This window comes from Sinorhizobium fredii USDA 257 (assembly GCF_000265205.3).
GTDB classification, from domain to species: Bacteria; Pseudomonadota; Alphaproteobacteria; order Rhizobiales; family Rhizobiaceae; genus Sinorhizobium; species Sinorhizobium fredii_B.
The window spans coordinates 2,071,883-2,086,012 of the sequence record NC_018000.1 but is presented as its reverse complement, the minus strand read 5'-3'; the positions used below and the strand labels follow the sequence as shown (position 1 = coordinate 2,086,012).

The 14,130-nt window shown below is 59.4% G+C and carries 12 protein-coding genes and 1 pseudogene; 9 read left to right on the top strand and 4 right to left on the bottom strand.

The genetic code is table 11. From position 1 onward, the window contains the following. The first annotated feature begins 25 nt into the window (after positions 1–25). The 3 genes from USDA257_RS09630 (at position 26) to USDA257_RS09620 (ending at position 2,728) form a co-directional block, all read left to right on the top strand. Positions 26–469, top strand: a complete 444-nt coding sequence (locus USDA257_RS09630) for a DoxX family protein (protein ID WP_041415087.1) — start codon at positions 26–28, stop codon at positions 467–469. 412 nt (positions 470–881) lie between these two features. Further along, entirely contained in the window at positions 882–1,073 is a 192-nt protein-coding gene (locus tag USDA257_RS09625; protein ID WP_014762742.1) for a CsbD family protein, read from the top strand. Between the two features lie 422 nt (positions 1,074–1,495). Beyond that, the gene (locus USDA257_RS09620; protein ID WP_080605552.1) at positions 1,496–2,728 is read left to right on the top strand and encodes a CYTH and CHAD domain-containing protein; all 1,233 of its coding nucleotides are present in this window, start codon (positions 1,496–1,498) and stop codon (positions 2,726–2,728) included. Positions 2,729–3,035: 307 nt separating this feature from the next. Here USDA257_RS09620 and USDA257_RS09615 read toward each other — a convergent pair whose 3' ends face one another. After that, on the bottom strand, positions 3,036–3,641 hold the full coding sequence (locus USDA257_RS09615; RefSeq protein WP_014762740.1) for a general stress protein: 606 nt from the start codon (positions 3,639–3,641) through the stop codon (positions 3,036–3,038). Positions 3,642–3,677: 36 nt separating this feature from the next. After that, positions 3,678–3,992: a PepSY domain-containing protein gene (locus USDA257_RS09610; RefSeq protein WP_014762739.1), complete on the bottom strand. Its 315-nt coding sequence runs from the start codon at positions 3,990–3,992 to the stop codon at positions 3,678–3,680. A gap of 522 nt (positions 3,993–4,514) precedes the next feature. On the opposite strand from USDA257_RS09610, the gene USDA257_RS09605 reads away from it, so the two are divergent. The 5 genes and pseudogenes from USDA257_RS09605 to USDA257_RS09585 all read left to right on the top strand — a co-directional run bounded on the left by USDA257_RS09605 (position 4,515) and on the right by USDA257_RS09585 (position 10,868). Further along, positions 4,515–5,513 carry a sensor histidine kinase gene (locus tag USDA257_RS09605; protein WP_014762738.1) on the top strand — a complete coding sequence of 333 codons (999 nt, stop codon included), beginning with the start codon at positions 4,515–4,517 and terminating at the stop codon, positions 5,511–5,513. Positions 5,514–5,528: 15 nt separating this feature from the next. After that, positions 5,529–5,885: a response regulator gene (locus USDA257_RS09600; protein ID WP_014762737.1), complete on the top strand. Its 357-nt coding sequence runs from the start codon at positions 5,529–5,531 to the stop codon at positions 5,883–5,885. An 829-nt stretch (positions 5,886–6,714) separates the two neighbouring features. Then, a pseudogene (locus USDA257_RS38505) lies at positions 6,715–7,380 on the top strand (extracellular catalytic domain type 1 short-chain-length polyhydroxyalkanoate depolymerase); the annotation flags it as partial. Positions 7,381–7,736: 356 nt separating this feature from the next. Beyond that, positions 7,737–9,251: an integrase gene (locus USDA257_RS09590; protein ID WP_041414048.1), complete on the top strand. Its 1,515-nt coding sequence runs from the start codon at positions 7,737–7,739 to the stop codon at positions 9,249–9,251. A 627-nt stretch (positions 9,252–9,878) separates the two neighbouring features. Next, positions 9,879–10,868, top strand: coding sequence for a transcriptional regulator (locus USDA257_RS09585; RefSeq protein WP_223843411.1), 990 nt, complete (start codon positions 9,879–9,881; stop codon positions 10,866–10,868). Positions 10,869–11,146: 278 nt separating this feature from the next. Here USDA257_RS09585 and USDA257_RS09580 read toward each other — a convergent pair whose 3' ends face one another. Both USDA257_RS09580 and USDA257_RS09575 read right to left on the bottom strand, forming a co-directional pair. Beyond that, positions 11,147–11,641, bottom strand: a complete 495-nt coding sequence (locus USDA257_RS09580; RefSeq protein WP_014762733.1) for a YciE/YciF ferroxidase family protein — start codon at positions 11,639–11,641, stop codon at positions 11,147–11,149. A 59-nt stretch (positions 11,642–11,700) separates the two neighbouring features. Then, the gene (locus USDA257_RS09575) at positions 11,701–11,904 is read right to left on the bottom strand and encodes a hypothetical protein (protein WP_041414046.1); all 204 of its coding nucleotides are present in this window, start codon (positions 11,902–11,904) and stop codon (positions 11,701–11,703) included. Positions 11,905–12,828: 924 nt separating this feature from the next. Here USDA257_RS09575 and USDA257_RS09570 point away from each other — a divergent pair. Further along, positions 12,829–13,785 carry a patatin-like phospholipase family protein gene (locus USDA257_RS09570; RefSeq protein ID WP_014762732.1) on the top strand — a complete coding sequence of 319 codons (957 nt, stop codon included), beginning with the start codon at positions 12,829–12,831 and terminating at the stop codon, positions 13,783–13,785. The last annotated feature ends 345 nt before the right edge of the window (positions 13,786–14,130 follow it).

The window sequence follows — 14,130 nt, the reverse complement described above, 5'->3', positions numbered from 1 at the left end:
CGTCTTATCGAAACAGGATTCCCACATGCAAGGAAGCACTCTATCCACCTCCATCGCGCCTGCAGGCAAAATACTGCAGATCAGCCTCTGGAGCGTTCAGACGCTGATGTTCGCCGCCTTCATTCTGTTCGGTTTCCAGAAGCTCTTCATGCCCGCCGAGGCTCTGGCCACTATGTGGCAGACTCAATGGCCCGTCGAATATCCAAGGCTGTTGCGCTTCACCGGCTTCATCGATGTGGCGGGTGGGATCGGCATCCTCTTGCCCGCTCTTACCCGGATCCAGCCGCGTCTGACTGTGTTTGCAGCACTTGGCTGCATCCTGCTGCAAATCTGCGCCATCATCTTCCATGCCACGCGTGGTGAATTTGCGGCCCTTCCGCTCAACTTCATCCTGCTTCCTCTCGTGGCCTTCATCCTGTGGGGCCGCGGCAAGAGGGCGCCCATCGCGTTGACCCGGAAGCCGACTTAGTTGTGGGCGATGCTCTCGTTATCTGCTTCTAACATCGCATAATGTATCGAGTGGAACGGCATCGTGAGCGAGTCGCATGCGGTAATAGCAAGCCTCACAATGGCCGCGGCAACGGCCAGCGCCCTCGGTCCTTTGTCCACCACGCGGAACGAAGTCCTGATCCCTTCAATCCGATGATGGGCCGGTTGGGTTTAAGCTTCCCGAACCCGCAGGCCCAAGTTGGATTGTGGAGCTGACCACTTCGGATTCCAGGTAAAGGGCGAGGATATCGGTAAAGCCAAAGCTTACGGCTGGAGGAGCCTGGTGCTGATGCGTGCCGCCTGATCCAGATCAAATGGGAACAAAGCGCCGAGCCGCTCGTTCGAGCGCCTGTGGGGGCGCAAGTCGCGTCCTCCAAATCGGGAGACCCCGCATGGGCAGTGCAAAGGACAAAGTGGCCGGCAAGGCCAATGAGCTCGTTGGCAAGGCCAAGCAGGCCGCAGGCGATGCAACCGACAACAACTCGCTCCGCGCCAAGGGCGCGGCGCAAGAGGCAAAGGGCGGTGCCCAGCAAGCCAAGGGAAAGCTAAAGGGCGCAGTTAAAGACGCTGTCGACAAGACTTAAAGCATTGAAGCTGCGGTTGGTGCAACCTGTTCCTGCGCCTGCCGGAACAGGTTTTCTCTTGGCGCCCTTTTAGCAGAGAGGGGCCGACGCTTTTATGAGTGCGACCTTTTCAGACATCCCATCCATTTCGACGATCGCTCATGCGTAACTGCGGAAATCGACTGGCTTTTTCCCGGAGCGGCGCGCAACGCGCGCGGACCAGCATCATAGTAGAGCCAACAGCGGCCAGCGTCTCGCCTTCGGGAGCTTTGGACCTGGCTCCTTTAAAAATGTGGCCACCCGATAGATGTAAATTACGACAATGATCGCCAGCACGCTCGTGGCGAGGGATCGACATAGTTCGAAGCCGGCTCATAGGCCTGGCCGACAGCCGGCCAATGTCAAACCCGTTGTCCACATAAAGGCGCCCGCCGCCGAGTAGAATTAGAACCGTCCCAATCCTCGATGATCCCGAGATCAAGCCTCTGCTTGCAGGGACTGGCGATAACCTCGCGCCCATCTTTGAGGTTCATGTCAAGAGGCATCGTTGGAGCGTGACGGAAGGCGACGCCACGGTCGAAGTTGCTTTGAATCTTGGAAAAGTCGTTGCAGCGGATCGCCAGGCACCCCTGTGCGAAATCGAACTGGAAAGCAAGAACGGCTCGCCGACGGCGCTGTTTGTGTTGGCCCAAAAGGTCAATCTGATCACCCCCGCGCATATCGGCGTGCTGAGCAAAGCGGAGCGCGGCTATCGTCTGCTTGGCCCCGCACCCGGTGCCATCAAAGCGAGCGCCATTCCCTTGACAGCCGACATGAATGCAGCCACGGCTTTCGCTCACTTAGCCGCAGCATGTCTCAAGCAGTTTCGTCTCAACGAAATGGCCTTGTCCTGGTCTCGCAATGCCGACGCCTTGCATCAGGCCCGTGTATCGCTGCGGCGACTGCGCTCGCTTTTCTCGATCTGCAAGTCGCTGTTTGCCGACAGCCGCTTCGACCACATGCGCGACGAGTTGCGCTGGCTCGCCTCGGAACTCGGCGATGCGCGCAACATTGACGTTATCATCAAACGCGCATCGGATGAAGGCTTTTCAAGCCGCCTTCAAGCGGCGCGCAACGATCCCTATGGGGCGGTTGATGCCGCCTTTTCTTCCGTGCGCGCCCGCTCGTTGATGATCGACCTCGCCAAATGGATTTCCATCAAGAACTGGCGGAGCAACGAGATGGGCGAGGCGTTGCTCGTTGAGCCAGCAAGGAATTTCGCCTCCAACGTACTGGACAGGCTCTGGAAGAAAGTGGCGAAGGGAGGCAACAATCTGATCGATCTCGATGACGAGAGCCGTCATGAACTGCGCATTTCCGCAAAGAAACTGCGCTATGCGGCGGAGTTTTTCGGCTCTCTTTATCACAGCAAGGCGGAAACCCAACGCCACAAAAAGTTCATCACGGCGATGGAGGGACTCCAGGATCAACTCGGTAGCTTGAACGATCTTGCGACCGCTCCCGATTTGCTGTCGAAGCTCGATCTTACGAATATGACGGGTGCGGAGGACCTCTTCAGTGCGGCCGACAAGGAAAAGCTTCTGGACGATGCGGCGGAAGCACACGATATCTTTGTCGACACGAGGCGGTTTCTGGCGCTGAGGCGGGCAACCATCGGCCGTTCTCTTTTCGAGTAAGCGATTTCCTCGAGGAAGCCGAGTACCCCGGGGACGACGAGATTTTCGGTCTCTGGGGCTGCCTAGTACCAGCGTCCTTGGCCGTACCAACCGCCACCTAGGAGGAGAATGATAAGAACAATAATCAAAAGCGTGATGATATCCCTCTGGGCCCCTGCAGTACCCGTCGTCTCCATCGCTCTGCACGGTGGTTCTTGACTGTACTCGGACTAACGGCAACGTTCCGCAGGGCGTTTGGTTGCATGGAGTTTCCGGTGAGACATTGGTGAAGGCGCCCATCGGCGCCGTCACCGATTAGTCGATGCCACTATGGCATCATAGCGCGGTAACGCTCGCGCTCGCGTTCAATCTGATCGAGCGTGTATGGGTCCGCACTTTCGTCAAACCGCGACCACCCTTCTTGAGCATAAATGCTTCTGCGGGCGGCAGGATCGACGCGGTCGCGTTGCTGCAGGATTCCTTCGGCTTTGAGTGCCAGGCTGTCATCAACCCTTGCCGTCACCAAAGTGCCTCCGCGGCGAACGCCCTCGGCGTAAACATGGGCATCCTCTTCATCGACCCCGGAGTCCGTCAGAGCGCCGATCAAACCTCCGGCCGCGCCGCCGGCCACCGCACCTGCTGCCGCACCGGCGGCAGTGGCCGCAAGCCATCCGGCGGCCACGACAGGTCCGACTCCGGGGATTGCCATTAGGCCGAGCCCCGTCAGAAGGCCGACCACGCCGCCGCCGGCAGCTCCGAGGCCAGCTCCGGTGGCGGCACCTTCGCCCGCGTCTGAGCTGTCGGTCGAGTACCGGTCGCCTGTGTTGTTTGCGACTATGCTGATGTCATCGGAAGGCACACCTGCCGCTTCCAAATCGCTTACTGCGTCGAGTGCATCTCCATAATCGTCGAAGAGACCTGTCACGGTTCTCATATTCATTCTCCCTTTTGCTTGCGGACGTTTGGCCGTCTATTGCGCAGTTACGTTGCCCTGGTAGTCGAGAGCGACGGAAACTGTTTTTCCGTCCTTCATTGCAGTTGCCTGCCACACACCTTTGTCATCGAGCTTCAGTCCGGCGACGCCGGTGTATCCGGCTTTTTCGATCCGTTCCTTCGCTTGCGCTTCAGTGAAGCTGTTCGCGCCTTCAACCGGGGCCGTTGGGTTTTGCGAGTCCGGCGTTGCGACGGCAGGCGTGTTTCCTTCTGCGGAAGGTGTCGTCTGCGCAAGCGACGCCGTGGCCACAGCGCTCATCAGCGCTGCCGCAACAAGAATCATATTTTTCATGTATTTACCTCTTCCGAAGACCGGGTTTTATCCCCGCGCTAGAAACCCCTCGGCCGGCGATTAGTTCCACCGGCATTTGACAAAGGTGAGAGTGCCGTCGGGTAAGGTATGGACGCATCTCGGGTCCGCGACAAATTCCGCCTGTGCGCAATGACACGCAGGTGAGCGCCAGGTCGTCTATTTGGACCGGGGCAATCTGTAGGCGACCATCTCCGGTGAAGATCATGCCGACCGTAAAGGAACTGAAATCACCCCCTGAGCGTATCGCTGGAGTTTAAGTCTCCTTCGGACGTCGGGACTGAACCGCATTTACCGAGAGACGAGCTGGTCCCCGGGCCCAAGGGGTCAGATCCCTTCAAGGGCGAGGTGTCGGACACGGCGGCTACTGCAGGTCTGCCGTCTGCAAAAGGCGATAGCCGTCGCCCAGGAGTATCAGCCGGGCGCCCTTCATCCGGAAGGCCCTTTGCATGCCCATCCCGGCATGTAGTAATATCCTGAGAAAGTGAACGTACGGGAATAGCGATGAATCTGGAAGATCTCTATCGCCTGTTGCGGAACGGCCATGTCGAGGCGCAAGGCATAATCGACACACTCCCGGACCCGCTGCTTGTCCTTGACCAGAACCTGTGCGTCCGGTCCGCCAGTCGGTCCTTCCTTACTACTTTCAGAGTCGACCGAGACGAGACAATCGGGCAGCACATCTATGATCTCGGCGACCGGCAATGGGACGTCCCTGAGCTGCGCCGCCTTCTGGATGAGGTGATCCCGAAGAGCACGGCGGTGGTGGATTATGAGGTAGAGCACGAATTTCCGGACATCGGTCGGCGGACGATGCTCGTAAGTGCGCACCGGCTGTTCCATCCCGACAACAACAGCCGCACCTTGCTGCTCTCGATCGTGGACGCGACGGAGCGACGCCAGCATGAGGCCGAAAAGGATGTGATCCTAGGCGAACTGCGGCATCGCATGAAGAACCTGCTCGGCTTGGTCCAGGCAATAGCCCGCCAGACGACAGCGGCGGGCCGCTCCGGCGAGGAATACCGCGACGCTTTCCTCGACCGGTTCAATGCGCTCGTGCAGGCCCACGAAGCGGCTTACTCGCAAGAGGGCGACGCTGACCTTCAGGAGGTGCTCGAACGAACGCTTGCGCCCTATTCAGAAGGTCCGACAGGGGTTCATGTCGAATCCGGCCCGCCCGTACCGCTCGCGTCGAAGCAAATCATGTCGCTGAGCCTGATCCTGCACGAACTCGCGACCAATGCGATTAAATATGGAGCGCTTTCGATCCCCACCGGACAAGTTTGCGTCCGCTGGGAGGTCGCGGAAGCGAGCGCGCCACATCTACGGCTGGTCTGGCAGGAGAGCGGCGGCCCCTCGGTTACGCCGCCGGCCTCTTCCGGGTTCGGCACGCAGCTCATCGAGTTCGCTGTCAGCCGCGAATTGGGCGGACGGGTGGAACTGAACTATGCACCGGCGGGTTTGAGAGTCGAGATCGTCGCCCCGTTAGGATCGGTCTCATGACATCGAGACTGTCTCATGCGCAAGACCGTGCTTATCGTGGAGGACGAGTTCCTGATCGCGATCGATCTCAAGCTGCTGCTTGAGCGGCGCGGCTGGCAGGTGCTCGGGTCGGTAACAACGGTGCAGGAGGCGCTTAGTCTGTTGGGCGACGAGCTACCTAGCGTGGCACTCCTTGATGTGACCTTACGGGACGGGAGCGTCACACTGCTGGCGGAGGCGCTGCGCGCGCAGAACGTACCCTTCGTCGTGGCAAGCGCTTACAGCAAACCGGAACTTATCGGCGGAGAGATCATGGCAAGCGCGCCCAATGTCGCCAAGCCAACTGAGGAGCGGCGCCTGCTCGCAGTACTTGAGCAAGTGGTCCGATCCTGAAATGCATGTCCACTCGGATGTTCTCCTCACGCGCTCGCCCAATTCACCTTCGGTGTTTTGCTGCATGAAGGCAGGCCCCTGTTGGCCCGATGCTGCCCGACCTCCGTCGATCTCGAGGGACTGCAATTGCACCCTAGGCTAGCGCCATCAAAAGACGACCAGCTTAAGTGGATGGAACCGACCCGATTCAGAATCGTTACCAAGCGGAGTGAACAGGCCCCATGCGACTGCGCCCGCTTAATCAGCGGGCGCTTTTTATCGTCACAGCCGCGGTGGATGCACGCCAACAGCTATTAGAATGCGACATCGGGGAAGAGTTTTTTGGCCCCAGCCAGCGGGCACCTCTTGTACTGGCAGCCTCGCGGGCGAGCGCCTCCGCTCCGAGGCCTTTAAGTAGGATATTGTCTTTGATGGCGGCGCTTGCCGCGGGAGAGCGTCGAGGACGTCAACACAAGGATGTGCAAGTGACATTTAGACTCCCAAAATCCTTTTCGCGGATACTTAAGACCCAGAAGAAGTTTCGACGACTCGTCGAGTCGTCGCTGCTGCGCCTTCCGGAGAAGGTCGGACCGCAGCAAAAACGACGCCCCTCAGCCCCAAAACCTATTCTCACGGATGTAACAGGATTTGGCAGTAATCCCGGACGCCTCGGAATGAAGCTCTTCGTACCCAGGCGGCTCCCTGCGAAGCCGGCACTCGTCGTGATCCTTCACGGATGTGGGCAGACCCCTGAGAGCTTAGATATCGCTAGCGGGTTCTCCAAGCTCGCCGCTCAACGGGTTTTCTCCTCCTCTATCCGCAGCAGCGGGAGGCGAACAACGCGCAACGGTGCTTCAACTGGTTTCGTCCAAGCGCGGTCGCCCGCGACCGCGGCGAGGTCATGTCGATCCGGCAAATGATTGACCACGCATGCAGGCGTCACCGTGTCGATCGATCGCGTGTCTATGTGGCTGGACTTTCTGCGGGCGGCGGACTGACAGCAGCTTTGCTCGCGATCTACCCCAATCTCTTTTCGGGTGTCGCGATATTTGCTGGGATGCCTTACGGGGCTGCCAGGGATGCGATCTCGGCCATGCGCGCGATGAAGTCCGGCATCGCCCGGTCGCCCGCTGACTGGGGCAATTTTGTAAGGGCTGTTTCCCCCGTGCAGAAGACGTGGCCGCATGTTTCCATTTGGCAAGGAACCCGCGACAGGGTCGTACATCCCGGCAACGCCGAGGCCTCTGCCTCCCAGTGGCTCGATGTCATCGGCATGAAAGCCGCGATGGGTCGCTCGGTGAAAAAGCCGTGGGGCACGCTCGTGCGATGGGACAGAAAGAGCGAACGCCAAGTGTCATTCTATTCGCTACAGGGCTTCGGACATGGGTTGCCCGTACGAAGCTCGAAGCGAAAGACTGGCCGAGCGTCTGATCCCTACGTTCTAGACGCGGGCATTTCAGGCCCCAACGAGCTCATGCGTCTGTGGGGTCTGGAGCGGCCTGCCTCGGTATTCTAGGACATCGACGTATTGAGCTACAAAACATTCAAGCGATACCCAAGAGAGCGGCAGGTGGGCGCGCTCTGCCTTCGACATGCGCCGAGCGGCATGGAAGTCGTGCTCATCACGCGCGCGATCAGGCGCTGGACGGCCCGCAGAGATGCCGACCGCGGCCTCAAGCTACATGGCGTTCGCGATACCGGTAAGTGGGGTCGTTTTTTGGGCTGTTGCGGGCGCACGGATGACCTCGCTCACTTCGGTGCAGCGCGACAACCAAGATGAGACGCGCATTGCCTCGTCGAAACTGTTCCCGAATACTCAACCGTTGCCTCACATAATTTGCTCCCTACCGAGGGGTATGAACAGGGGCGACTATGGGACAGCTGAGCATGGCGACGAGGAAAGAACTGACGGCGGCGGTTTCGGAGCGTTATCGTGCTTCGACGCGAACGGAGAAGGCGAGAATTCTGGATGAGTTCGTCGTCATCACGGGCTTTCACCGCAAGCACGCGATGCGCCTGCTGCGGCGCCACGGGAGAGAGCCTACAGGTCGGCGAGCGCGGCCGCGGGTTTATGATGAAGCGGAACGCAATGCGCTCATATTGCTGTGGGAGGCGTCTGATCGGGTTTGTGGGAAGCGGCTGAAGGCGTTGCTACCCGTCCTTGTCGAGGCGATGGAACGGCACGGTCATTTTAACCTCGCGCCTGAGATCCGCGGCAAATTGCTGGCGATGAGCGCGGCCACGATCGACAGGACGCTGGGACCGATCCGAGAGGGTTTGGGACGCCCTCGACGGCGGCCCGCGGCGCACGCCCTGCGACGGAGCATTCCCATTAGAACGTCGGCGGATTGGGACAATCCGGCGCCAGGCTTCGTTGAGGCGGATCTCGTCGCCCATTGCGGCCCTTCGGCTCGCGGCAGCTTCATCCAAACCCTTGTTCTCACCGACATCGCGACTGGCTGGACGGAATGTGCGCCGCTGCTGGTTCGCGAACAGACACTGTTGAGCAGTGTGCTCACAGAATTGCGCAAGCAACTGCCCTTCGCGCTTCTCGGCCTGGATACGGACAACGACACCGTCTTCATGAACGAGACGTTGAAGGCCTATTGTGACGCCGCCAACATTGTCTTCACGCGCTGCCGCCCCTACCGCAAGAACGACCAGGCCTTTGTCGAGCAGAAGAATGGCGCCGTCGTGCGCAGGATGGTTGGATATCGTCGGTTCGAGGGACTGGAGGCCGCCACGCTGCTAGCGAAGCTCTACCGATCAGCACGGCTGTTCGTAAACTTCTTTCAGCCATCATTCAAATTGATCGCGAAGCAGCGCGACGGCGCTCGTGTGCGCAAGACGTATAGTCCGCCAGCCACGCCGCATCAGCGTCTGATTGCCGACGCTCGCACGTCAGATGCAGTCCGCTCCCGTCTGCAGGAAATCTACGCAGGGCTCGATCCTGTCCTGCTATTGCGCGATATTCGCGCCCTACAGGAGCGACTCGCTGCGCTTGCCGACACGCCGCCGGCCATGCGCACTGACGGGGTAGCTCAGCCGATCGACCTTTTCCTCGCGAGTTTGCGGACGGCCTGGAAGGACGGAGCTACCCGGCCGACGGATCGTCCGATTGTAAAGGCCAAAAGAGGACGGCGGCGTCCTGACCCTCTCGTCAAGGCGACCGCCGACTTGCGAAGTTGGTTCGAAGCCGAACCATGGCGAACCGGCAGTGAACTTCTGTCACGTCTGCAGGCCGAGTATCCCGGCGATTACCCCGACAAGCTGCTTCGAACACTTCAGCGCCGGCTGAAGGTCTGGCGTAGCGAACAGGCGGACGCGTTGCTGTTTGGCACCTTGAACAAGGAGCCGCCGATCCACCAAATCGCAAGGCCGCACTGAGGTGCCGTGGCGCTCGCGAAGGAGGCCAGGCGCTGCGAAACCCCTGCCATCTCCGCGCCCGGCCTCCTTCGCCCCAACCCGGGAGCAAAATGAATGAGGCAACGTACGAATATCGGGGAGCATCGTTACGTGCGGCAATACGTGATCTCAGCCAGATTGTCGCTCTACACTTCGGCTCTCCGATGATACCGAGGCCTTTTCCAAAGCCGGTCCGCGTTGGCGAGCGCATACGGCGCGACGCCTTCGAGCTTCCCTCGAGGCGGGCAATCAAATCTTGCACGAGCCGGGCTGCGAACTGCGACCGGTGGCCGCCGATTTAGCCGTCGTTTCTGCTCGGTTGCCATCGTGTAACAACACTTGAACTGCGATCAGCTATCACAGTGCGGGGTGCTGAGGGTATGGTGATGGCTCGACTCAAACTCGTTCGCGAACAGCGGGCGAACGGTGCTTCAGATGCTCCGTCGACTCCATTCTGCAGTACGTCTGGCGGTGTCGGCGACAGTTCTCACTGGGTCGATGATCGCCTTTTACGCGTCGCCCTTCGCGGGCGCATTGCCACTGATAGTCTACCACGAACCAGAAAGCATCACGCGTTACCGGCTGCAGCGCCTTTCAACAGGAGTGCTCGTGAATGAAATCCGGGCCGCCATTGCAGCGGACGAATTTTCCGATGCCGCGGATCTGGTTAGGATCGGACAGGAACTCGGCCATCGCATTCCGCCCGAGGTCATTGCCTCGACCGTTGAACCGATGACCGACGCAGTATGGCGGAATTCGACGGGGTTCGCCCAAGGCTTCATCTCCGGTGAAGTCGATTCGATACCCAGCATCTTCGGTGCAGTCGCAGCCGACTATTTCGTTTTCGGCGACGTCCGTGACACCTATACGGAGGGCAGCAAGCTTCTCGTCGGCGACGATTACGACCGTTTCACTCTCGGCGCCTCCCTGTTTGGAATTGCAATGCTCGCTCCAGGCACAGGCGCGTTCGATGCCGGAGCGTCAGTCCTGAAGAACGCCAATAAGGCGCGCAAGCTGAGTAGCAAGCTGGCGGACCGCCTCGTGCGGTCGGCCGGCGACGCCATTGACGTTGGTGCCTTGAAGAAGGGCCTGACGACGATGCCGGCGCCGAAGGTCTCTTTCTCCGGCCTGCCGCGTCTGACGAGCGCGGTATCGGGTCTTACAATCGACGACGTTAGGAAACTCGATTTCTCGAAGCTTGACGGGGCTGTGAAGGAAGCCTGGCCGATTGACACCTCTGCGATCCGCAGGCAGTTCCACGGCGTGTTAATGCCGGCCGCAATCGACGAGCTTCGGATCGCTTCCTCGAGCATAAGCGGCATCCAAAAGAGGGCGGGTATCCGCTCGGTATTCAAAGTCATCGAACGGGCCGACAGTCCTGCCGAGCTTCGCCGTTTCGAGTCTCTGGCAAAAGGGATGGGAGATCAGACGGCCGGCGTCATACGGCTGTTTGGCAAAGGAGCGATCCGGCTCGGGGACCTGCTGTTGGAGATTGTCGCCGCAATCGCACTGGCCCTTGGTTGGCTCTTCGGGGCCGCATGGACTTCCCTGACATTTTTCCTGAACTTTCGCCGGTTTTTTCGATCTCGCACGGTGTAGCGCTCGGCGCACGGCAAACTGATTTTGGCGAGTCTATGGTAGATGATGCGTGGACCGTGGCCGCGCGCCGCCCGGCTTGCTGCCGAAAGGGATCAGACAGTCGCTGCCTCGAAGAGGTTGCCAGATCGTCCCGCCAGTCTGTTCGGGACGGCATGCCGTCGGCACGCGGCGATTGCGCTACGCTTACGGATGAAGCTGGAGCTCAGTAGATTTAAGAAGGAATTCGCAGAGCAGCATTTGGGACCTGCCTATTCGGCAGGTCCAGCCTTTCGAAGTCGTCAGGCGGCCTTTACGTTGGCACTGGCGACGGCTAGCTTGGTGAGCAGCTTGTCGGTGTTCTCTTCTTCGGCCAGGGTCTGAGCCAGCAGAGTGGCCGCATCGTTGAGGCCAAGTGTCTTTGCCCAGGTCACCAGCGTTCCGTAGCGGCTGATCTCGTAGTGTTCCGCCGCCTGGGCAGCCGAGATTAGCCCCGCGTCAAGGGCGACCGTGTCCTTGAATTCCTCTATCGTCTCCTTGCCCTCGTCGACGATGCCGATGATTGCGTCGCAGGTCTTGCCCTTCGCGGGTTTGCCGATGATTTCGAACACCTGGTTCAGTCGCTCGACGTGTGTCTCGGTCTCGTCGCGATGCTTCTCGAAGGCGGTCTTGAGTTCCGCGGACTGGGCGCTTCGCGCCATCTTCGGCAAGGCCTTCAGCAGTTGCCGCTCGGCGTAGTAGATGTCCTTTAGCGTCTCGTGAAAAAGATCATTGAGGTCTTTCGGGGACTTTGCCATCTTCATTCTCCCATTCGGTTGTTCCTGCGACAGCCGAACACACATCGACTCCGCTTACTTCATTGACGGATTTTTTTCCCGTCCTCCCATGCTCGCTTCGCCTTCATCAATAAGTCTAGTTCGCACTTTGACGGACCAAAACGCGCGAACAGGTCGCGGGCCTCCGGCGGGGTCAAATTGTAAGCAGCCATGAACTCCGCCAAGTCGTAATGCACGCCTGACTGGTATCTCGACTGGCGAGGCGTCTTTGCAAGATTGGACATGGATTGTTCTCTGCATTGAGCTGAGCGCTCGCGATGAAAAAGCGCCCGCCCAAAAAAGCGGACGCGCCGATCGAAAGGCTAGCCCTGGTGGTCCCATAATGCTCAGCACCGAAAAATGTTCCGTGTTTTTTCTTTGGAGGAGCTTGGCCGCAATTTAGATATGCGCTCGCCGATCTTGGCGAGCCAAGCACCCCTCAGCGTGGGCGTCGACGGCTGGAACAAGGTTGCTCCTTAGCGGTTGCTCATACATGTGACCAGGAGGAAGCCATGCTCCTAATCCCCGTACCCAAGGAGAGAAGTGTCGCTTGGCACGTAAATGTGAGAATGCTGCAGTTCATGCAGGCAGTGGCATTTAATTGGAGAATCTGAGCCCTCGGTTCTCATGTGTGGAGCGGCCGTTTGTTGCAAGAGAGAAAATCTGTGATGCCGCTGGTCGGGTGCAAGCCATGTGTCTGGCCTTCGCAAGGCGGCGCATATGGCCGCAGGCCCTGATGAAGTCCGCGGATCGGGTTCCAATCAAATTAGCGCGCTCGATGCGCCTTGAGAATCTCGGATTAATCCAATCCCCGGTTCGACCGGTTTTGCCATCACATCTCATCACCCCTCGCTACCTACCGTCCAGCTTGCTACTCCGTATTGCCGAACGGAAGATCCTGTTATGTGGCGCCAGCGCAAGCGACATAGGCTTGGTTGCGCGCCAGCAATGCCCAGGCAATACGCGCTGTCTTGTTGGCCAGTGCCACCGAGACCAGCCGGCGGAATCTTTGACATCGATGAGTTCGGCGGGGGCCCTACCTTTGGTTTAGGCGCAGACAGAATCGCCGAACGAGCGAATTGAATAGGCTGTGATCTAGTCTTCGACAAGCACCGCCGCTACTATCGCGGGCACGTAAGTTAACGAACGTAACGAGAGTTGTGATTCTCATGTCGCTGGCTCCTAAAATCGCAATAGCCTGCCAAGGAGGAGGTAGCCATGCTGCCTTTGCGGCCGGCGTGCTGAGTGGCCTACTGGCGCCTGAGTTTCGTGATCGTTATCAGCTCATTGCCTTGAGTGGGACGTCCGGCGGCGCGATGTGCGCCGCGTTGGTGTGGTCCGGCTTGATCCGCAGTGGGGCGGACGAGGCTGGGCGCCGGCTGATGGATTTTTGGCGTGACCTCGAGGTGCATGACATCCTTGATGCGGTGGCCAATTTCTGGGCGGTGTCGTCGGCGCGTCTCCCGGTCAGCGCCGAGATCAGCCCTTACTTCTATAGTCCTGTGGCCGAGCCGCGGCTGCGCGAGCTTCTCAGTCGTCACCTCGACCTTGCGTCGTTGCCAAGCGAGCCGCATAGTCGCGCGACGCCGAAGCTCCTGATTGGGGCTACGGACATCATTCGCGGCTTGGGCGTGGCATTTGAAGGCGAGAGCTTGACCTATGATGAGCTGCTCGCTTCGGCCGCGGTTCCTCCGCTCTTCCGTGCCGTGCAGGCTCACGGCACTCTCTTCTGGGATGGGCTATTCAGCCGCAATCCGCCTGTGCGCGAATTCACCGAATTGCCGGAGCGACCCGACGAAATCTGGGTAGTGCAGATCAACCCACAGCAGCGGAAACACGAGCCACGGGCGATGCCAGAGATCATCGATCGCCGCAATGAGCTGTCTGGCAACCTGGCGCTCAGTCAGGAATTGTATTTCATTACGAAAATCAATGAGCTGCTCGCCGAGTATCCATCGCTCGGCGCACGCTACAAAACTATCAACATCCGAGTCGTCGAACTCGAGGGTGACCTAGACTATCCCTCAAAGCTGGACCGCTCCAGGTCGATGATCGAGCGCCTGCTGCTAAACGGGCAGGAACGCGCAGCTTGGTTCTTCGACGGCCGATCGCTGTGGCCGCGCTAGCGAACAACCCAACGATCGGCCCAGCGTGTCCGCAGATCGATTAGAAGGCCCGTGCACTATGGCGGTTCCTACGCTGCCAGTCTGCTCGCGCATGTCGCGGACAGCGTCTATGAAGCGATCAAAGAGTCTGCTTATCTCTAGTCCGTCAGGCGATCGACCTCGTTTGCCGCCCTGATCAGCTCTACAATGAAATCGGTCGGCAGACTCATCGAGTCGATCCTGCACGTGGCTGCGCACCTTCTATCGGGAATATGCCTGGCCTGCCGCGAACCCCCGCTGAAGCATTCCTCAGTTAGCCGACACGTGAGCCTCAAGCCCAGCCTATGTGCTCGCGCTTCATCAGCT